Genomic DNA, 18,983 nt, shown 5'->3' on the forward strand with positions numbered 1-18,983 from the left:
CATCTCGGAACGGGTGGGCGACTTCAAATCGGAATGGTGGGCGAGATCATCTCGGAATCCTGGGCGACATCGATCGGAATCCGCAAACGGCTCTTGAGCTGCCTTGAGTTCAGCTCGATACCATGCTTCCAGGACTTGCCGGCGCTTGTCTGTTGAAGCTCCCTCGGTGTCAATCGGCGCTCAAATTTTGGACGCCGATCCCCCGGCTTAGGGGGTCAATATTGCAGGCCGAATGACAACGTGGCGCCGCGTTCGCAGTATCGAAGCTGGATCTAGTGTCCAGACCGACGAATTTGTATGTCAACACCGGTCATCCGAAGTCGCCACTCTGTGAGTTGCCTGCTAACGCCGTAATGCGATGCGATTTGATCGGAAGACTGCTGGCGGCTTCGCAACTGCATCAGGCCATCTCTGGGAAGCAAGAGAGCTGCAGCATGCCAGTCGGCTTCCTGTTCCTGATCTTCGGAATAGTCGCTCAGAAGCAATAGACCTGTTTCTGAAACTTGGACGCTCGAAGGTACATGTCGCAGTTCGATATGAGCCAGCTCATGCATCAGGTTGCTTCTTTGACGGGTTAGCGCGTGTGCCGGATTCAGGACAATTCCGAAGCTTTGCGCTTCTTGAATCGTCATCGCCGACCAACTCTCATGATCGACAGCGACAAGCTGCCGAACTACCGATGCGGGCAGGCCAAGCTTATTAAAATCGAGAATTCTAACTTGCAAATGTGCAGCATACGCCCACGGATCTAAGGGCGCGAGCAACGTGATACCTAGAGCCTGACGGGCGGCGATAGAACTCTTTTCAGCCTGACTTTTGAAGCCCCGGCGCACGCATCACCGCCCCACAAGTTCGTCGCGGGCACGCATTGCACGCTGTGCTGCAAGAATGAGTTCGCCTAAGGCCTTCGCCGTTTCCTGCTTTACGGTTTTCTTTTTTCTGAAGTGGACCACGGCGCTGGGCGCATCGTGTGGTTCACCGACTTCCATTCCGAGAAACTCCCGCGGATCGCGGTCTATCCACTTACAAAGTTTTGCGAATGTCTCCAGGTCAGGCATATGCCTGTTTTCTACACGCGACAGGGTTGCTGGGCTGACGCCCGCATCTAACGCAGCCGCGCGAACGCCGCGGTCGCCTCGCTTTGCAGCAACGAGGCGACTGAATTCGTCTATCGATAAGGGCATGCAATCTCCATAAGACGACGCTCAACCCGGCCCTTGACGGACCGGGGAACCTTCGTTAGAGTGTTTCATTAGTAAGACAGATCGTCTCAATACTGATACGTCTTACCACAGGAACCTACGGAATCAACAGGCCAATTTGGCCTCAACTAAAGGAATTTGGCAATGATTTTCGAGAACGAAGGCACAGATGACCCGAATCAGCTTGGCGAGGCGGTCCAAGAGCTGAAAAAGGCCGAGGATCACCTCGCTCACGCGCGGGCCGAGGAAGCCGAGGCGGAGCATGAAGTCGACGAGGCCATCGAGAAGGTTGAGGCCGCAGTAGAAGGACTGGTCGAGGTTCACGTAGTGCACGTGAATGAGGTCGAGAAAGCCTCGTTCAAGGAGAAAAAGACTGCGACCCTCCAGCATGTCTGGGATGAGGCCTACCTCAAACTCGGCATTGCGCGTCAGCCGAAAGATGTGTTCCAGACCGGCGGTGAGCACCCCAAGTCGCTCATGAGCCACCTTGGCCTCTCGTTGGAACAGGCGAAGGACCAGAAGGTCATCGAAAACTACCATTTCGGCATCGCCTCCGAAACCGGCGGTGCGTAATGGTTGCCGCCACGCCGCCGACCATCGATGTCCAGGCCGGCGTCACCGCCCTTGAAGAGGACATCCCCCGTGTGCTGCGACTGCTCAATGCTGAAGGTATTGAGCAGCTCGGCTGGTCCAGACCGAACCGGCTGACGCTTCTGATTCCCATGACGGGCATCATGAATGCCGCCCGCGACGACTACCTTCTACGTCTTGGCTTTCAGGCGTACCGCCGTTGGCCGCCAAGCGCACAATTTGTAAATCCGGCCACGCTTGCCTACCAGCACCCCGTTGATCAGCAATTCGTTCCGCGCCTGACGAGTTCTGAATGTCAGACGCACACAGCTTATTCAAAGCCGGGAGGCGGCACCCTCCAGCTAATCTGCTGTTCCGCGGTCCTCGAGTTTTACGAAGTTCTCCACGACGTCCAGCCTGAACATATTTGGCGCGACACTGACACGTTCTTCAAAACCATCACGGCGATTCGCAGAGCCTTCGCGACAGCATATAGCGGAAGATTTTAGATGGAAGCAGAGGACGATATTTTCCGGCCAGCACCGGGACGGCTTTACAAGCCTGTTGAGGCGCAGCTATGCGTCCCGGCAGACGCCATCGAGGCAACCCTCAACCTGTTGCAACGTGCGGGCCATCGCGAGAGTGGGCTCTTTTGGTATGGTACACGCGATGCGACCGGTAACGGGCAAGTCCGATACGTGGCGGCTCCAAAGCAGCAAATGACCTGGGGGAATTATCATGTTTCCCCCGAGGCGCTCGCCGAGATCGTGAACAGACTGCCTGAGGGATGGAAACCGTTGGCTCAGGTACATAGCCATCCCGGCCTGCGCGTCGAACACTCCAATTACGACGACCGGATGATGAGCAGTCGCAAAGCTCTTTCACTCGTGTTTCCGTCCTACGGGAGGTCGACTGAATCATTCCCGAAGGGCGTGGGCGTACATGAATGGCAAATCGATTATTGGCATCTGCTCGATGATGCCTTAGCAGCGCGACGGATCGTCGTGACCGGCGGCACTGTTGCGGTCGAGGATTTTCGATGACGATGACATCGACCATTGCCGACCGACATCTCTTGAAGGTTGATGGGTTGGCCGAAAAACCGCTTCATACCGCACAACGTGTCCGCATTGTCGTTGACGGACCTTGGGCTGCATCTCGGTCTGGCCAGCTGCTCACTTCTTGCCTCGTGAACTTGTTGTCCCGACAGGTGGAACTTGTAAAAACAATTGAGATCGATGCCCCAACGGTAGGAAGCTTGATCGCATTACCAAATGGGGAGCCGGCTGGAGATTTCCCGGCCTGCCTGGAGCTCATCGCATCATGGGCCGTCAAACGCCATGTTACTGTCACAGCCTCTAGCGGACCAACTGCCGAAGCCGACGTCACGGTGATGATTGGCACCAAGGTTGCGGTTCACTCCGGTGCTGCCCTATTCGCGGTGGGCGATGGCTGGAAGGCTTGGGTCGGACTTCCAGATCGCGCCCCCACCAACATCACACCTAGCAAGGCCAATCCTCTGGGCCCCTTCCTTGCCGCGACATTGATTGCCGGAGAGATCTTCAAGCATTTCCGTGGATTGTTGCGTGGCCGCTTCCTCGATGCTGATGGCTATTCGCTGTGGTCCGGTGAGACATCTAGCAATTGGGATGAGCTAGAAGATGGGCCCGAGCTAGCCGGTCTTCGGCTTCGACCGATCCATGTCGTCGGTGCAGGTGCCGTCGGCAACGGGCTCGCCTATGTGCTCGCGAACGCGCGGCTTTTAGAGGCTTTTGCACTCTTCATCGATGACGATACATACGATGGCACAAGCCTGAATCGCTGCTTCCTTGCGGGCTGGCAGGATGTCGAAGATCCGAAGGTCAATGCGGTCGTAGCGACCTTGATCAAATGCGGCGTTGGCGCCGCTGCCTTTCCGGGCACCGTGAAACAATACCTGAATGCAGATCGATCTCAACTGCCACCGGACATCGCTCGACAAGCCGACGACTTAACTTTCGACGTTGTCGTATCATGCGTGGATCGCGGAACGTCCCGGCAGGATGTTCAAGGCCTTTCGCCGTCGCTACTGTTTGGTGGAAGCACACTCGGTCTTGGTGCACGCGCTAACTTTTACCCAAGCGATCCCGGAGTAGCGTGCCTCTCGTGCTTCAATCCTTCTGAACGCGATGGTGAGAAATTAAGGGCATTGGAGAGTAAATTGCGGGGAATGGACAAGCAGCAACGCGCCGCCTTTCTTCACAGCAATGGAGTCGAATCGCAAATTGTTGAAGAGTATCCGGAGAGTCCACGTTGCGGGTCCCTAGGAGAAGCGGCGTTGCGCGATCTCGCAACGAGGGGTTCCGCCGAATTCTCAGTCGGATTTGTATCGTTGGCAGCGGCTCTCCTCCTCTCTGCAAAGCTCTTCCAGCGACTACTCTTTTCAACCTCGCCTCATCGAGGCAATGTAACCTCGCTGAATTTCAAGAATGGGGGCTATTTGGACTCGTTTCTTGCGCCCGACGACAATTGTGAATGGGGATGTCAGCCGAGGCGGCGCGCCACGGTCTAAATAAACTGGAATGGAGTGGTAAACATTAACACTCCCTGCGGCTTCCCAATCATTTCAAAGATTTTGACCGCCGCCCTCCCCTAAACTCGGCTCATGCCGAGCGACACCACATATCAGCCCCCGCTGATCGAGCGCATTGAGCGCGCGCTGGTGCTGCTTGCTTATTTCATCGAGTTGGATGGTGACGTGCATTTGCCCCTGTACGAAAAGTTCGAAGCCGAGCTTGAAGAGCTGAAAGCCAAAGCAGACGCTAGGCAGCGGGCACGGCAGCGCCTAATGGCCTACAGCGATTTGGGTGCCTTAAAGGCGATCCGCTGAAGGTACTTCAGCTTCAGCTCAAGCGACGGCCCTTTTCCATATTTCGGCTTGTAGGTCTTGTGGCCCATGAGGCTGTCGATCAGGCTGTCGGGAGCCTCGACTGCGATCAGCCGGTCCTTGAAGCTGTGGCGCAACGAATAGACCGTGTGATCCTTGGTTGGCCGCAGGCCATTCTCGAATAGATACTTGTTCAAGGTCGCGGACAGAGTTGAGGCTTTGTCGCGGTAGGGCGGGAATCCCTGCGGCCTTTTCTTCATGGCGGCAAGCGCAGCACCGACCAGCGGGATTTCGCGCTAGGAGTCCGCGGTTTTGAGGCGACGGCCTTCCGGGAGGATCTTCACATGCGGAATTGGCGCTTTCAGGAGGATGGCGGTCTCCTGCAGGTTCACGACCTCTGACGGGCGCAGGCCGGTACCCGCCAGAACGCACAGGACAAGGCGGGCATCTTCGTTGAGCCCGTCGAGGGCACTGGGTGCAAACAGGCGCTTCTGGATGAACTCGGTGTCATACGGCACCCGCGGCCGTTCGATCTCGCCTTTCAGGCGTAGCCCGCTAAAAATATCAGGAATGCCGAGTCGGCGACGCGTGCTGACTTCTTTCAGCATACGACTTAGCTGGCCAATATCCTTGTTGGCAGTCTTGGGCTCGGCCTCGCCCTCAATCACACGGGCGCGCCACCATTCGCAATAATTGATGCCGTCGTCCGACGTGATCTCATTTACCGGCTTGTCGCCGGCAATCTCGACGAAACGTTCGACCGCTCTTTTTCTATCCCGCTTCGAAGGTTCGCGCGCAACTCCTCGCCGCTGTCGCACTCGCCTCAGCGCGCCTTGGACCAGAGTTTACGAGTCCTGGCTTAATCCGACTCTTAGGCTCACCTTTTGGGAATGTCGCAGCCTTCCAAGCTGAATACGAGGGTTCGATTCCCGGAATGCTTGGCCTTGTAGAAGATGCGCTCGACCAGATGGCCTTGGCGATAGATGCGGCGACTGACAGAGCGTTTGGAGCGCTCATTGGGTGCCAAAAGCGAATATGAGTCTTGGCCGCGCCGGCCCCGATCATGTGGAGGAGATCTGGGCATCATATCCGCGATCGGGCACGAGGACGCTAGATGGAGCTAGAAACTTTCGCACCATTTGCTTACGGTTTCGCAGTAATCGCTAGACCGTCCATTGACGGCATCATCACCACCGCACTGACAGAAGACGAAGCGCAGTTCGAGCGGCAGGATTGGGTAGAAGACGACGTTGTCGTGGTTGCCCGGGCCGGACACGCGCTGGATCAAAGCGGTAGCGTCGACATTCGGAACATGGTCCGGTTCGACTGGGTCCTCACCGGCGCGGCCATTGCCAGCCGTCAATGGCTGGACGCCGCGTTCGTTGCGCGCGGCTTCGCACCACCCAATGTGCGCGTCGAGATCGGTTCGGCACAACTGGTCGCAGCGTTCGTCGAGACGACCGATATGCTCAGCTTCGTTCCGCGGCGCAGCCTGCGACAGGGCCGGCTGGGCACCGGGCTGGTCGAACTTCGCTGCAGGCACACAACCATGCGGAGAACCCTTTGCTTTCTCTGCCGAAAGGGAGGGTATGTGTCCCCAGCGCTGAGGCGACTGACCCAGCGGCTGCGCGCAGCCATTCTCGAGGATCAGGCTCGGCCGACGGGCACATACCGCGAAGAAGCTCGGCCTGCCTCGAAGAGGTCAGCGCCACCATCGCGCTCGGGAGCAAGGTCGTGATCCGCCACTTGGCGCGTTACGACCGCTTGGATCAGCGAGCCTTGTCGTTCTCCAAACGCTGCGACATCATCCGCTCCCACTCGGACACGAGCATGAATCCGGGGTCCTTCCGGCAGGCCTCCTCCGTCTCACGCAAGAGTTGCTCGTCGGTCTTTTCGAGTTCAAGCGGATCACCGTGCGGTTGCGGCACATAGAACGGCGTATCCACATAGACTTCGACCAGATTGCCCTCGGGGTCATTGAAGTAGATCGACCAGGCATTGCCGTGGTTCAGGCCGAACATCTCAGTCGCACCGTTGGCCAAGGCTTTGGTGCGCACGGCACGAAGCTGATCCAGTTTCGTGACCTTGAAGGAAAGCTGCATCACCGTGCTGGGTGCATTTTGCGCTCTGCCCGAAGCAAGCGCCAATTGATGATGCATGTCCGGTTGCGAGCTCATGAAAACGAGCTGGTTCTTGAAGCGGTTCCCGATGCCGCGATCGGTCACCACGAGGTCGAGCGTCTTGCAGTAGAAGTCCTCGATCTTCTTGATGTCCCAGACATAGATGCCGACGTGACTGAGGTTCGGACGCGATTGCGCGGTTTCCGGCTTCGATGTGGCTTCAATCATGTTGATCTTCCAGATAGACGTTCTTGAATGACGCTCGATCAAGACCGTCGAGCGATGTGCTTACCGGCGCCGGCCGCGGCGCGCCCTCTGTCAACCGCGCGCAAATCCGGCTTTCTGAAACAGGTAATCGCGAGATTCCGCTGCAAGCCGCTTCGCTTTCGTAACGAGTGCATCGTCGAGCAACTTCCCGCCGAACTTCACCGGCTTGCCAGCGACGAAAACAGCTTCGATGCAACCGGCGTCCGCTGCGCCGACGATCGCGTCCACTGGATTTTGCAGAGGATAGTAAGCGAGATTGTCCGCTTGCAGGAGGATGATGTCGGCGCTCTTGCCGACGGTGAGCGAGCCAGTCACCTTCTCCAGGCCTACCGTTCGCGCGCCTTCGATCGTCGCCATCTCGAGAACCTTCCGCGTCGATATTCCGCTCGCGGCGTTCCAGTTGGGCGGCTCAGGCCGGTCGTCGCCGGGATTGCTCGCTTGGAAGCGCCCGACAGCCAGGGTGGTCTTCATGATCGAGAACATGTCGCCCGAGGACGTCGACTCGCTGTCGCAGCTCAAGCTCGTGACAAGCCCCTTTTCGACGGTCCGGATGACCGGGGGCAGCCCGCGACGCCAGCGCACGCGGAGCATTTCGTCGAGCGGTGAGATCGAGGCGGTTCCGCCAGTGTCCCGGATAAACTGCAACTCCTCGTCGGTGCTGTCCTTCACATGGACGTGCGTGATGTCGGGGCCCAGCAGCCCTGCCTCCTTCATCGCCTTGATGCCGCCAGGGGCGGCAAAACCCACATGGATCGTGGTTGGTATCGCGAGATCGCGCGCGATCGATAAATCACGACCGACCTGCTGGATCACTGCAAAGTCGGGCCCCCTGCCGGCCATGGCCAGCGTGACAAGCCCGTCGTTGCTGCTGAAATGCTGCTTTCGCACACGCCTGATGTCATCGGGGATGTCCTGTGTGCTCTTGGATATCCATTTCGCCGGATCCGGGGCCTGCGGCCAGCCCATCGCAAAGACGGATCGCGCCAATGCATCGCGAAGACCCTGGACTGCGGCATCGGCGTGAGCCGGACTGTTCATGATGTGCGACCAGTCGACCAGCGTGGTGATGCCGTCGTCCAGCGCCGCGAGCCGGCCGATCAGATTGGCGGCGTAGACGTCTTCTGGACGCATCACCACGCCGAACTTGAAGAAATTATTGGCGAAGTACTGGGCCGCGCTCCAGTTCGCGCCAAGGTGCCGCAAGCAGGATTGCCAGGTGTGCCTGTGCGTTTCGATGAAACCGGGCGCGACGATCAGGCGGCTGGCATCGATGATCTCGGCGTCGGCCGCGTCGACCTGCCGGCCGATCGCGGCGATCTTGCCGTTCTCGATCAAAAGGTCGCCAGTCAGATCAGGCACCGCTGGATCCATGGTGATCATGGATCCGCCTTTGATCAGGACCTTTCCGCTCTTCGGCGCAGCGCGCGCCTCGAGGGCGAACTCGGCTCCACGGCTGTAGCGCGATCCACCAAAGGCCGACACCGCGGTGCCGGGCAAAAACGCCTTCACGAAAGAACGACGATCCATGACACTCCCTCCCCTGCAAGCTTCTGTCTGTGTTTCCCGGGCCGACGCGCAGATCAGATCTTGGGAAGCTTCGCCCCCTCGACCACTCCCGTCCACTTCGTGATTTCGGACTGGATCAGCTTCTTCATGTCTTCGGGCGAGCTGCCACGGACTTCGCCTCCCACGGCTGTTTCCAGCCGCTGCTTGATCTCGGGGTCCTTGAGAATCTCGAGCGTCGCCGCGTTGAGTGCCGCAACGATGGCGGGCGGGACGCCCTTGGGAGCGAGAAGGCCCGCCCATGTTCGCACGTCATATCCCTTGACGCCGGCTTCCTCGACCGTCGGGACATCAGGCAAAAGCGCGGTCCGCGTTGGCGAAGTCACGGCCAGCCCGCGAACGGCTCCGCTCTGGATTTGCGCAGCGAGCAAGACTGGCGTGCCGATGATGACCGGAACCTCTCCGCCAAGCAGCGCAGTAATGGATTGGGAGTCACCGCGATAAGGAACGTGCACCATCTCGGTGCCAGCCATCGCATTGAGGAGCTCTCCTGCGAGATGGTGCGTGCTACCGAAACCGACCGAGCCGAAGCTGAGCGCGCCAGGTTTCTGCTTTGCCACCGCGATCAACTCGCCGAGCGATTTGGCCGGGTAATCGCTACGCACCGCGATGACCAGCGCGTAGTAGACCAGCGTCGAGATCATGTCGAAGCTTTCGACCGGCTGGTAGCTCAGACTCTTGTAAGTCGCGGCAGATATGGCATGGGCGCCCGTGACGAGGCCGATCGTATAGCCGTCGGGCTCAGCTCTGGCGATCGCCTCCGCCGCAATGTTGCCGCCGGCTCCCGGCTTGGCCTCGACGACAACCGGCTGTCCGAGCTTCTTGGATAGCCCGTCGGCGACGATGCGCGACAGCGTATCGGCCGCGCCACCAGCGGCGAAGCCATGAACCAAACGTATCGGCCGCGACGGGTAGTTATCCGCCGATTGGGCGGGGCCAGCAGCAATGATGCCGCCAAGCAGAAATCCGGTCGCAGCAATCCGCCTCATCCATTGCATGGATGCATCCTCCCTTTGACTTTGTTTCGTTGGCCGCGGTGAAGCGGCGGTCTTCAAGACAAGTGCCGGCTGCCTATCGGACGAACTCGACGCATTCGGGCGACGGCGGCAGACCCCAGACGTCGCGCGGCAGCCCGACCCAGACTTTCGGGCGCTGCGGACGATCGCGATGCCAGGGACGCGGATCGAAGTAGCCAAGCTCCTCATCGATCATACGATCGAGATCGTGAAACAGCTCGACCAGATGGCCATCGGGATTGCGGTGGTAGACGGCTGTATTGTGGCCCGGGCCATGACGGACCGGCCCCCAAAGGATATTGAGCTTGTGGCGAGCGAGATGATCGCAAGCCTGTTGCATGTGGGAAGGGCCGCGCAATTCGAATGCGAGGTGATGGAGGCTGCGCACGGGAGCACGGGCGAAGTTCAGCGTATGATGTTCGTAGCCGCTGCGCATGAAGACGAAACGGTCCTCGACCCAGTCGGAGACTCGCAAACCCATGACATCAGCACAGAAGTTCGACGTCGCCAGCGGGTCGGGCGTCCGAAGCGCAACGTGGCCCAGCTTGGTGACGGCCAGCGCACCGATCCGCTCCTGCGCCGGCGTCGGCGTCCAGCCCTGAACCAGTTCGAACCGCGTCCCCTCGGGATCGATGAATGACAGCAGCCGGGAAATTCCCGGCAGCGGATCGCTCTGAAATTCTGGACGCAGATCCGCGCGTTTCAGGGCCGCACCCAGCGCCTCCATCTCGACCTCAGGTGAGATCTCGAACGCGATACTCGTCAAGGCGGCCTCGCCGGGCTCGATCACGAGCGAAAGCTGCTCGGAATCGCTGGCAAGAAAAATGCGATCTCCATCGCGACCGACGAGACCAAGACCGATCACTCCGCGGTAGTAGTCGAGCAATCGCTTCGAATCCGGCGAGGCGAAAGTGGCGTGTCTCAGCCGTGTGAATCGAGCAATGGGTGCTTGGGTCGTCATGGTATTCATCCACTCTCTCAACGCGTCATGATGATCTTGCCGAGCGCGGAGCCCTGCTCCAGCAAGGTGTGAGCTTGCCTAACGTCTTCCAGCTTCAGAACCGCCGAGATCGCCGGCTTGATCGCATTGCGGCTCAGGGCATCAATCACGTTGCGCATCAGCGCGCGACGACCCTCGCGATCATGGTCATAAATGTGAAAGGAGAAGCAGCGCACGGCCGGACAGATGTCGAGATGATTGCGCATCGCCGCCATCAGATTCTCTTCCGGCAGCCCGGCGAAGGCGTTGTATGATAGCAACGTGCCCCATTTTCCGAGCACGCCAAGGTAGGACGCAAACTCGGATCCGCAGACGTGGTCGAGAACGAGACCGACGCCCACGCCCTTGGTCAACTCGCGAGTCCGCGCCACGACATCTTCGCTGCGGTAGAAGATGACGTGGTCGGCACCGTGACGGCGCGCGAACTCCGCCTTCTCGTCGGTGGAGACCGTGCCGATCACGGTCATCTGTGCCAGCTTGGCCAGTTGCACCAGCGCGGTGCCAACGCCGCCGGCCGCGCCGATCACCAGGACACTTGCGGGCGCGCGCGGATGGCGGCACTCCTGCAGGAGTGCGTAAGCCACCTGATAATTCGACAGGCACACCGCAGCTTGCAGATCGACATTGTCGGGAAGCACATGAACAGCGTCGGCGGGAGCAACGACATAATCGGCATAACAGCCGCCGCGCCGCGATAGATCACGCGCGCTAAGCAGGACCTTCTGGCCAACGCGCAAACCTTCGACGCCCGGCCCGATGGCGGAAATGAAGCCGGCAACATCATTGCCGGGATTGGCGGGCAGCGGCGGCATCCATTTGTACACGCCGCGGCGGATCAGCACGTCCGGCTGCCCCACGCCGAAGGCTTCGGCACGGATCTGGACCTGTCCGGCACCGGGCGTGGGCACCGGCACCTCGACCAATTCAAGGGCGTCCGGCCCGCCCGGTTGACGTACCAGGACCGCTCTCATGCGCTCATACCCCTCCTCGGCCTCCAATTTTCGAAAATAATACCGGTTACGAAAATTATTGCAAGATGGGCAATCGCGCGGCATCTTCAGCCATCGATTCATAGGCAGGACCATGCCTGACAGCGCCATTCGCCCCCGCAAGGAATTCGGCAAGACGATCGCCGCGGACATCACCCATCGGCTGCGCGAGGAGATCGTGACTTGCGGTCTGGCCCCCGGCGAGCCGTTGAGGTTCGATGTCTTGCGCGAGCGTTTCGGCGCGAGCTTCACCACTTTGCGCGAGGCGCTGACCGCCCTCGCCGCCGAGGGCCTGGTCGACGCCCAGGAGCAGCGCGGATTTCGCGTTGCGCCAGTCAGCCGGCAGGACCTTGTGGAGGTCACCGATGCCCGGGTGCTCATCGAAGTGGAATTGATGCGCCGCGCGATCCAGAAGGGCGATGACGACTGGGAGATTGCCGTCATCTCGACGCTTCACAGGCTGAAACGGATCGAACAGCGTGATCCCGAGCATCCGCTGCGCGATCCCGAATGGAAGATCGCCCACCGGCAATTCCACCAGGCGCTGGTGTCCGCCTGCGGCTCAGCGACCCTGCTCGCGATCCGCGCCGAGCTGTTTGACCGCGCCGAGCGCTACCGGCATCTGTCGGCCAATTTCCGGCCGCGCCCCCGCGACAAGGCCGGCGAGCACCAGGCGATCATGCAAGCCGCCATATCGCGCAATGCCGATCTCGCCGTACAGCTGATCGAGACGCATATCCGCACCACCGCGGACAATGTCGCGAAATACGCCGGGCACCTGCTCGAGACCGAGTAGGACGCACCCACAATTTTCGAGCGCGGCAGACTTGCGTCCCCGCCGATTTTCGAAAATAATTGTCACGATCGAAAAATACGAACTTTTGGAGTTAAGCCATGAAGCTGCTGTCTTTTTTGGATGGAAATCGGGAAAGCTGGGGAGCCGTCGTCGAAAATGGCGTGGTCGATCTCGGCCGCGCGCTGCCCCAATATCCGACGCTCGCCGACTTCCTCGGCAGCAACGACTACGCGCGCCGCGAGGCCATCGTCGCCGAGCACAAGCCGACGATGGCGCTGGCGGACGTCAAATACCTTCCCGTGATCCCCCGCCCGGAAAAAATCGTCTGCGCCGTGCGCAATTATCTCGACCACCACAACGAGGCGGTCGCGTTCGGCATGAAGCGCGAGATCACTGAGTTTCCGCCGATCTTCCTGCGGGTCTGGCGCTCGCAGGTCGGCCACAACGCGCCGGTGATCCGACCCAAGGTCTCCGACAATTTCGATTGGGAGGGCGAGCTCGCCATCGTCATCGGCAAGGGCGGTCGCCACATCAGCCAGGCCGATGCCTGGAATCACGTGGCGGGCTACTCGATCTACAACGATGTCAGCGTGCGCGACTGGCAGCGCCATGCCGGGCAAATTGCCTCCGGCAAGAACTTCGTCGGCACCGGTCCGTTCGGACCGTGGCTCGTTACGCCGGACGAAATCGGCGATCCCGCCAAGCTCAAGCTGGAAACGCGCGTCAACGGCGAAACGGTGCAGTCCTCGAACACTTCGATGCTGATCTTCTCGATCCCGAGGCTGATCGAATACAGCTCGACCATCTTCGACCTCGTTCCCGGCGACGTGATCGCCACCGGAACGCCGGCCGGCGTCGGCTTCACCCGCAAGCCGCCGATCTTTCTCAAGCCCGGCGACGTGGTCGAGGTGGAGATCGAGAACATCGGCGTGCTGCGCAATCCGGTCGTCGACGAAGCATAGAGCTGCGCATGTCCTACGATGTTCGCAAGACCGCGCTCAGTGTCGAGACGATCTGGCATGAGCGCGGGCCTCGCTTGGAAAAGCCGCTATTGGTCGGAACGGCCGTTGCGATCATCCGCAATCCCTTCGCTGGTCGCTATGAGCCTGACCTGATGCCATTTCAGGCCTCACTGCGCGAGCTCGGGCGCGAACTCGCAACGCGGTTGATCGCACAGCTCGGAGGCGCCTCGCACATCGAAGCCTACGGCAAGGGCATCATTGTAGGCGAAGACGGAGAGCTCGAGCATGGTGCGGTCTGGCACGAAGCCGGCGGCCAGGGCATGCGCGAGGTGCTCGGTCAGCCCAAGGCGATCGTGCCGGCAGCAAAGACCATCGGCGGGCCCGGCACGCGTCTCATGGTGCCGCTTGGACACATCCATGCGTGCTATGTGCGGAGCCACTTCGGCACCGCGGAGATGACGCTCTGGGATGCGCCCAGACGTGACGAGATCGCCTTCGGGCTGGTGATGGCGACCGGAGGCCGGCCTCACGCGCGCATAGGCGGTCTGGCAGTGTCCGAGATTTCCGTACATGATGGCCAGCGCTGACAAGCTGGCTTCGAGAGGTCACGATAGGGCCGCAATCAGTTGCTGCCTCGCTTGGAACTCTTCGTGGACGAATCGACGACATCGCATGGCAGGCTCAATAGCCGATCGAGCACTGAAAACAGCGAACACATCAGCTCCATTCCCAGAGCCCTTTCAAGCTCCTGGTAGCGCGCGTTGACATCCGGCATGATCTCCTTGACCAGCGCTTGCCCGCGCTTCGCGAGCGTCACAAAGACCTTTCTGTGATCGTCAGTGCTCCGTTCTCGCGCAACATATCTGGCGTCCTCCAGGTGAGAGAGGATATTTGACAAACTCGGTGCGGAGATCTGGCAAAGCGATGCGATCTCGTGCTGCTCCAGCCGATCGTAATCGCTGACTACTCGCAAGATGCGCCACTGCTGTTCAGTCAGGCCGTGGGCCTGGAAGATCGGGCGAAAATGCTGGAGCAGCACTTCCCTCGCCTGCAAAAGCATGAGCGGAAGATTCGCTCTTCCTGCAATACCGCCTGCCGATCTCATATGATTCCCTCTTCGAATGTTCGCGACGTTGATGGCCCGCGCGCTCATCCGGCCGTTTGATCTGAATCAATGATCGTATCGATCATAATCATTACGATCATAACATTCAACAAACGGGAGAGACGTCCATGGGTAAAATCGTGCTGGCCGCCAAGATCGCGCACGTACCTTCGATCATGATTTCGGAGCGTGACGGACCGCTGAAGGGAAAGCGAGCAGCGGCCATTCAGGCGTTGCGCGAAATCGGCAAGCGTGCCCGCGACAGGAAGGCCGACACATTCCTTGTCTTCGATACCCATTGGATCTCGAACTTCGGGTGTCACATGAACGCAAACGCGCGCCATCGCGGCGTCTATACCAGCCATGAAGCGCCGCACATGATCCAGAACATGCATTACGACTACCCCGGCGACCCCGAGCTAGCTGACGCCATCGCAGCCGAAGCGATGAGCGAGGGTCTCCAGGTCCTGGCACACAAGGTGGAGACGCTGCCGCTGGAATACGGCACGATCGTGCCGATGCATTATATGAACGAAGGTGGCTGGGCGCGCGTGCTTTCGGTTGCCGCGCCGATCTTCGCCAGCGTCGAGGAGAACCGGAAGTTCGGTGCGGCCTGTGCCCGCGCCATCGCCGCCTCGAACCGCAACGTCGCGGTGCTGGCGTCCGGCTCGCTATCCCACAAGCTCGTCGCCAACGAGCAGGTCGGCGACAATCAATGGGAACAGGTCGGCAGCGAGTTCAACCGCCAGATGGATTTGCGCGTGCTCGACCTCTGGAAGGAGCGTCGCTACGGCGAATTCGTCCGCATGCTCCCGGAGTACTCGACCAAGTGCAACGGCGAGGCCCTGATGGCTGACACTCACATGATCTTTGGCCTGTTGGGATGGGACGCCTATAAGGGTGAAACCGAGCTGCTCTGCCCATATTTCCCGTCATCGGGTAGCGGCCAGATCATCGCCGAGCATCATCTTTGAAGGCAACGAACGACCACACGGAGGCTGGCCAGACCAGCCTCGGTGTCACTCTGCTCCCGCTTCAGGCTAACGGCTCCTCGGCGACGACGGTGTTGCGCAAAACACCGATCCGAGTGGATTCCACCTCGACGACATCGCCCGGCTTCAGCCAACGCGGCGGATTAAACCGCGCTCCGGCACCGGTCGGCGTGCCTGTAGCGATCATATCGCCAGGCTTGAGGGTCGCGAAGGTAGCGAGATAACTGACGATAAAATCGAACGGGAACATCAGGCGCTCGGTCGAGTCGTGCTGCCGCACTTCCCCGTTGACGCGGGTGACAATATCATGAGGCCCGCGTGGATCGCATTCGTCCGCCGTGACGATCCATGGCCCAATGCTCCCCGACCGATCGAAGTTCTTTCCCTGTGTTACGTTGAATTTTCCATGCCGAAGCCAGTCCCGCACACTGCCCTCATTGCACAGCGTCATTCCGAAGATATGCGACCAAGCCTGCTCGCGCGGAATGTGACGACCGGCCTTACCTATCACGATCACGAGCTCGCCCTCGTAGTCAAACTCATCGGACACGCGCGGCTTTTCAAGCGGCTGGGCGGAGCCAACCACTGAAGACGGAGCGCGCACGAACAAGCTGGGGTACTTCGGCAGGTCGGAGTTGTCCTTGTACTCCTCGTTGCGATCGTTGTAGTTCACGCCAATACACCACAGCTTCTCAGGATTCGTGACCGGCGGCAGAAGCGCCAACTGGTCGAACCGGTAATCCGGAACCTGGCCAGCCACCGCTTGTTGCGCAATGGAGAGCGCGTCAGCCGCTATCAGAGCCTTCAAATTGGGATATTCGCCGCCCATCCGCGAAGTCAGATCGATGACTCCGTCGCCCGTTGCGGAGCCATATCGTTCTTCGCCATTTTGCAGGTAGCTCAGCAATCGCACGATGACGTCTCCTCGGCAGTGATTGATCGGCGCACCGGATGACACATGACTAGCGCCCCGCCTTGCGCTCGATATCCAGCCGCTCTTCCGCTCCCTTGCGCAGATGCGCCAGCTGATCGAGCAACCCCTGCGGATCGACAAGAGGATTCGGCTCGTTTGGTGTGCGCGAGATGACCTTCTCGCGGAGCTCGGTCAGTCCGTTCGAGAACGGATGCGTTGTGAGATGCACCGTCACCGGATTGCCAGGCTGCTCAACCAGCTTCTTAATCTTATCGAGGCTGGCAATGTACCCTTCAACCTGCTTCGAATTCTCGATCGCATTGAGCCCGAGTCCGCCGACCGTGATGGCGCGATAGTTTTTCGTGCCATCCTTCACGTCGTAGGTGTACGAGGCTGTACCCTGGGTATGACCAGGGGTCTCCAATACGCCAAACGTGTTGTCACCTAGACGGATGACATCGCCGTCTTTGACGACGACATCCTGGTCGATCATCGACCACGGACGCGGCGTTCCCTCGGACTGCTTCGCTCCAGCGATTGCTTCGCTCCAACCGACCTTGGTCATCACGAATTTCGCATTCGGCAGCAGAGGCTTAAGTTTGGCGGCCCCGCCGACATGATCGAAGTGCCCATGCGTCATCAGCACGTATTTGATGTCGGCCAGGTCGACACCGACCTTGCGCAAATTGGCGATGAGCTGGTCAACATGAGGCTCGTGCAACGTGTCGATCAACACCACGCCGTCACTGGTGCGTATCACCCAGGACGAGACCCAGCAGACGCCGACGTAATAGACGTTATCGAAAGCCTTCCAGGGCTCGATGTACTGGGCCTTGGGATTGTTCAGCCAGGCACCTAGCTCGGCCGGCATCTTCTTGGTGCGGCCAAACTCCTCGAACTGCGCCAGGATTTCCTTCGACGGACACCCTTCGAACGGCTGCGCAAGGGCTGCCGTTCCGAAGGACGATGTCAGGGCTATAATGACGCCTGCGAGAAGACCAAGTCGCGGACTCAATCCGGCTTTCCTCCCCGAGGTCTGGAAGGTCGCCAAGGTTCGTGGGGCGAAACAAGGCCGGTAATTCATCGCATGTTCCTTTCGGTGCTAACAGGTGAGCTCATCACGCGGATGCCAAGGGCGGTCCTGGGAAAAGCTTGCCTGGATTGAGAATTCCTTTCGGATCGAGCGCCATCTTGAGCGATCGCATAACCTCCAGGGCCTGAGCTCCGTGCTCCTGCTCCAGAAAGCCACGCTTTCCGAGGCCGACTCCGTGCTCTCCCGAGCAAGTCCCGCCCAGGGCGAGACCGCGCGCGACGATCTTGTGATCCAGCGTCAGCGCTCGCTCGACTTCAACGGGATCGTCCGGATCAACCAGGATGCAGCAGTGAAAATTCCCGTCTCCGACGTGGCCGGCAATTGGTGCGATCAATCCGGACGCCGCAATATCCTCGCGCGCTCCGAGGACAGCTTCGGCAAGCTGCGAGATCGGCACGCACACGTCGGTGGCAATGCCCTTCGCCCCTGGACGCAGAGCGACTGCAGCGGGATACGCCCGGTGTCGGGCTGTCCACAGCCGATTGCGTTCCTCCGTCCCGCTGGACCACACGAAGCGAACCGCTCCAGCGTCATTTGCCATGGTCTCGACGAGTTCGGCCTGCTCTTTCACGCTCGAACTGCTGCCGTTGAATTCAAAGAACAGCGTCGGGACCGCCTCGTAACCTTCGAGCCTGGAATAGGCGATGCTCGCCTCCATTTGCACGTCGTCCAGAAGCTCGACGCGCGCAATCGGAATACCGAGTTGCATCGTCATGAAGACTGTCTCGACCGCTGCGGCCAGAGTTGGGAATTGCGCCACGGCGGCGCTGGTTGCCTCGGGTATACCGTGAAGGCGTAAACGGATCTTTGTGATGATGCCGAGTGTTCCCTCCGAACCGATGAAGAGGTGGGTCAGATCGTATCCGTTGGCGGCCTTACGCACGCGGCCGCCGGTCGATATGAGCCGGCCATCGGCTAGAGCGACTTCCAGCCCGAGCACATTTTCCCGAATGGTCCCGTACCGCACCGCATTCGTACCGCTTGCGCGAGTCGCACACATTCCTCCAATCGTGCACTCGGCACCTGGATCAACGGGAAAGAACAGTCCGACGTCGCGGATGAAGCTGTTGAGCTGCTCGCGCGTGACACCCGGCTCGACCAAACAATCCATATCCTCCCGATTGACTTCGACGATCGAGTTCAGCCGGCTGAGATCGACACTTATTCCTCCGCAAACAGCGTTCACCTGCCCCTCAAGGCTCGAACCTGCGCCGAATGGAACGATTGGCACCCCCTCCCGGTGACAGAGCGCAAGAATTTGCCTGACCTCGTCGACCGTCTCGACGAAAGCGACCGCATCCGGCAAATGAGGCAAGGCGGGGCCCTCACCGTGCGCGTGCTGTTCACGCAACGTCATGCTTGTCGACACTCGGTCGCCAAGAAAGCCGCGCGCTTCTTCGATCACGATCGCCATCTGTTTGGTCGACACGCGCGGCGCTGCAACAGACCAAGTCGCGTCCATCAGGGATGACGCTTCCTTAAAGGTTTCAAGCATTTGTTCGACCGGGCTCCTGCCCCAACTGATGCGA

Annotated in this window: 23 protein-coding genes; 10 read left to right on the plus strand and 13 right to left on the minus strand. The window is 59.8% G+C overall.

Translation table 11 applies throughout. From position 1 onward, the window contains the following. Positions 1-272: 272 nt before the first annotated feature. Both XH98_RS16370 and XH98_RS16375 read right to left on the minus strand, forming a co-directional pair. Positions 273-833, minus strand: coding sequence for an ImmA/IrrE family metallo-endopeptidase (locus XH98_RS16370; RefSeq protein WP_271619233.1), 561 nt, complete (start codon positions 831-833; stop codon positions 273-275). A 3-nt stretch (positions 834-836) separates the two neighbouring features. Beyond that, on the minus strand, positions 837-1,184 hold the full coding sequence (locus XH98_RS16375) for a helix-turn-helix domain-containing protein (RefSeq protein WP_271619234.1): 348 nt from the start codon (positions 1,182-1,184) through the stop codon (positions 837-839). Between the two features lie 162 nt (positions 1,185-1,346). Between XH98_RS16375 and XH98_RS16380 the strand changes: the two genes are divergently transcribed. From XH98_RS16380 to XH98_RS16400, 5 genes are all read left to right on the plus strand, one after another. Then, the gene (locus tag XH98_RS16380; RefSeq protein WP_271619235.1) at positions 1,347-1,775 is read left to right on the plus strand and encodes a hypothetical protein; all 429 of its coding nucleotides are present in this window, start codon (positions 1,347-1,349) and stop codon (positions 1,773-1,775) included. Continuing rightward, a complete protein-coding gene (locus tag XH98_RS16385) occupies positions 1,775-2,281 on the plus strand; it encodes a hypothetical protein (RefSeq protein ID WP_271619236.1) in 507 nt (168 codons plus the stop codon). The genes XH98_RS16380 and XH98_RS16385 overlap by 1 nt, the downstream gene beginning before the upstream one ends. Beyond that, positions 2,282-2,815 (plus strand): Mov34/MPN/PAD-1 family protein, encoded by a 534-nt coding sequence (locus tag XH98_RS16390; RefSeq protein WP_271619237.1) that lies wholly within the window; start codon positions 2,282-2,284, stop codon positions 2,813-2,815. Next, positions 2,812-4,323, plus strand: coding sequence for a ThiF family adenylyltransferase (locus tag XH98_RS16395; RefSeq protein WP_271619238.1), 1,512 nt, complete (start codon positions 2,812-2,814; stop codon positions 4,321-4,323). The genes XH98_RS16390 and XH98_RS16395 overlap by 4 nt, the downstream gene beginning before the upstream one ends. 93 nt (positions 4,324-4,416) lie before the next feature. Further along, positions 4,417-4,641: a hypothetical protein gene (locus XH98_RS16400; protein ID WP_271619239.1), complete on the plus strand. Its 225-nt coding sequence runs from the start codon at positions 4,417-4,419 to the stop codon at positions 4,639-4,641. On the opposite strand, the gene XH98_RS16405 is transcribed toward XH98_RS16400, so the two are convergent. Further along, complete coding sequence (locus XH98_RS16405) at positions 4,605-4,898, minus strand: hypothetical protein (protein ID WP_271619240.1); 294 nt, start codon at positions 4,896-4,898, stop codon at positions 4,605-4,607. The genes XH98_RS16400 and XH98_RS16405 overlap by 37 nt on opposite strands. Before the next feature lie 36 nt (positions 4,899-4,934). Then, entirely contained in the window at positions 4,935-5,456 is a 522-nt protein-coding gene (locus XH98_RS16410; RefSeq protein WP_271619241.1) for a hypothetical protein, read from the minus strand. A gap of 296 nt (positions 5,457-5,752) precedes the next feature. Between XH98_RS16410 and XH98_RS16415 the strand changes: the two genes are divergently transcribed. Next, positions 5,753-6,376: a LysR substrate-binding domain-containing protein gene (locus tag XH98_RS16415; RefSeq protein WP_271619242.1), complete on the plus strand. Its 624-nt coding sequence runs from the start codon at positions 5,753-5,755 to the stop codon at positions 6,374-6,376. A gap of 31 nt (positions 6,377-6,407) precedes the next feature. Here the strand turns inward: XH98_RS16415 and XH98_RS16420 are convergent, their stop codons facing one another. From XH98_RS16420 to XH98_RS16440, 5 genes are all read right to left on the minus strand, one after another. Continuing rightward, a complete protein-coding gene (locus XH98_RS16420) occupies positions 6,408-7,028 on the minus strand; it encodes a VOC family protein (protein ID WP_271619243.1) in 621 nt (206 codons plus the stop codon). A 48-nt stretch (positions 7,029-7,076) separates the two neighbouring features. Then, a complete protein-coding gene (locus XH98_RS16425) occupies positions 7,077-8,552 on the minus strand; it encodes an amidohydrolase family protein (RefSeq protein ID WP_271619244.1) in 1,476 nt (491 codons plus the stop codon). A gap of 53 nt (positions 8,553-8,605) precedes the next feature. Next, positions 8,606-9,586, minus strand: coding sequence for a tripartite tricarboxylate transporter substrate binding protein (locus XH98_RS16430; protein WP_271619245.1), 981 nt, complete (start codon positions 9,584-9,586; stop codon positions 8,606-8,608). A gap of 73 nt (positions 9,587-9,659) precedes the next feature. Further along, positions 9,660-10,565 carry a VOC family protein gene (locus XH98_RS16435; protein WP_271619246.1) on the minus strand — a complete coding sequence of 302 codons (906 nt, stop codon included), beginning with the start codon at positions 10,563-10,565 and terminating at the stop codon, positions 9,660-9,662. A gap of 17 nt (positions 10,566-10,582) precedes the next feature. Continuing rightward, positions 10,583-11,602, minus strand: coding sequence for a zinc-dependent alcohol dehydrogenase family protein (locus XH98_RS16440; protein ID WP_271619247.1), 1,020 nt, complete (start codon positions 11,600-11,602; stop codon positions 10,583-10,585). Positions 11,603-11,687: 85 nt separating this feature from the next. Between XH98_RS16440 and XH98_RS16445 the strand changes: the two genes are divergently transcribed. The 3 genes from XH98_RS16445 to XH98_RS16455 all read left to right on the plus strand — a co-directional run bounded on the left by XH98_RS16445 (position 11,688) and on the right by XH98_RS16455 (position 13,938). Further along, the gene (locus tag XH98_RS16445) at positions 11,688-12,389 is read left to right on the plus strand and encodes a GntR family transcriptional regulator (protein WP_271619248.1); all 702 of its coding nucleotides are present in this window, start codon (positions 11,688-11,690) and stop codon (positions 12,387-12,389) included. Between the two features lie 98 nt (positions 12,390-12,487). Beyond that, the gene (locus XH98_RS16450) at positions 12,488-13,351 is read left to right on the plus strand and encodes a fumarylacetoacetate hydrolase family protein (protein ID WP_271619249.1); all 864 of its coding nucleotides are present in this window, start codon (positions 12,488-12,490) and stop codon (positions 13,349-13,351) included. A gap of 8 nt (positions 13,352-13,359) precedes the next feature. After that, the gene (locus XH98_RS16455) at positions 13,360-13,938 is read left to right on the plus strand and encodes an amino acid synthesis family protein (protein ID WP_271619250.1); all 579 of its coding nucleotides are present in this window, start codon (positions 13,360-13,362) and stop codon (positions 13,936-13,938) included. Positions 13,939-13,973: 35 nt separating this feature from the next. On the opposite strand, the gene hpaR is transcribed toward XH98_RS16455, so the two are convergent. After that, positions 13,974-14,456, minus strand: coding sequence for a homoprotocatechuate degradation operon regulator HpaR (hpaR, locus tag XH98_RS16460; protein ID WP_271619251.1), 483 nt, complete (start codon positions 14,454-14,456; stop codon positions 13,974-13,976). Positions 14,457-14,584: 128 nt separating this feature from the next. Between hpaR and hpaD the strand changes: the two genes are divergently transcribed. Next, positions 14,585-15,430 (plus strand): 3,4-dihydroxyphenylacetate 2,3-dioxygenase, encoded by an 846-nt coding sequence (gene hpaD, locus XH98_RS16465; protein ID WP_271619252.1) that lies wholly within the window; start codon positions 14,585-14,587, stop codon positions 15,428-15,430. A gap of 61 nt (positions 15,431-15,491) precedes the next feature. Here the strand turns inward: hpaD and XH98_RS16470 are convergent, their stop codons facing one another. The 3 genes from XH98_RS16470 to XH98_RS16480 all read right to left on the minus strand — a co-directional run bounded on the left by XH98_RS16470 (position 15,492) and on the right by XH98_RS16480 (position 18,949). Further along, positions 15,492-16,361 (minus strand): fumarylacetoacetate hydrolase family protein, encoded by an 870-nt coding sequence (locus tag XH98_RS16470; protein WP_271619253.1) that lies wholly within the window; start codon positions 16,359-16,361, stop codon positions 15,492-15,494. Positions 16,362-16,410: 49 nt separating this feature from the next. After that, positions 16,411-17,376, minus strand: a complete 966-nt coding sequence (locus tag XH98_RS16475) for an MBL fold metallo-hydrolase (protein WP_271619254.1) — start codon at positions 17,374-17,376, stop codon at positions 16,411-16,413. 103 nt (positions 17,377-17,479) lie between these two features. Next, positions 17,480-18,949, minus strand: coding sequence for an FAD-binding oxidoreductase (locus tag XH98_RS16480; protein WP_271619255.1), 1,470 nt, complete (start codon positions 18,947-18,949; stop codon positions 17,480-17,482). Positions 18,950-18,983: the final 34 nt, after the last annotated feature.

It is taken from the genome of Bradyrhizobium sp. CCBAU 51745 (assembly GCF_028128715.1).
GTDB lineage: Bacteria > Pseudomonadota > Alphaproteobacteria > Rhizobiales > Xanthobacteraceae > Bradyrhizobium > Bradyrhizobium manausense.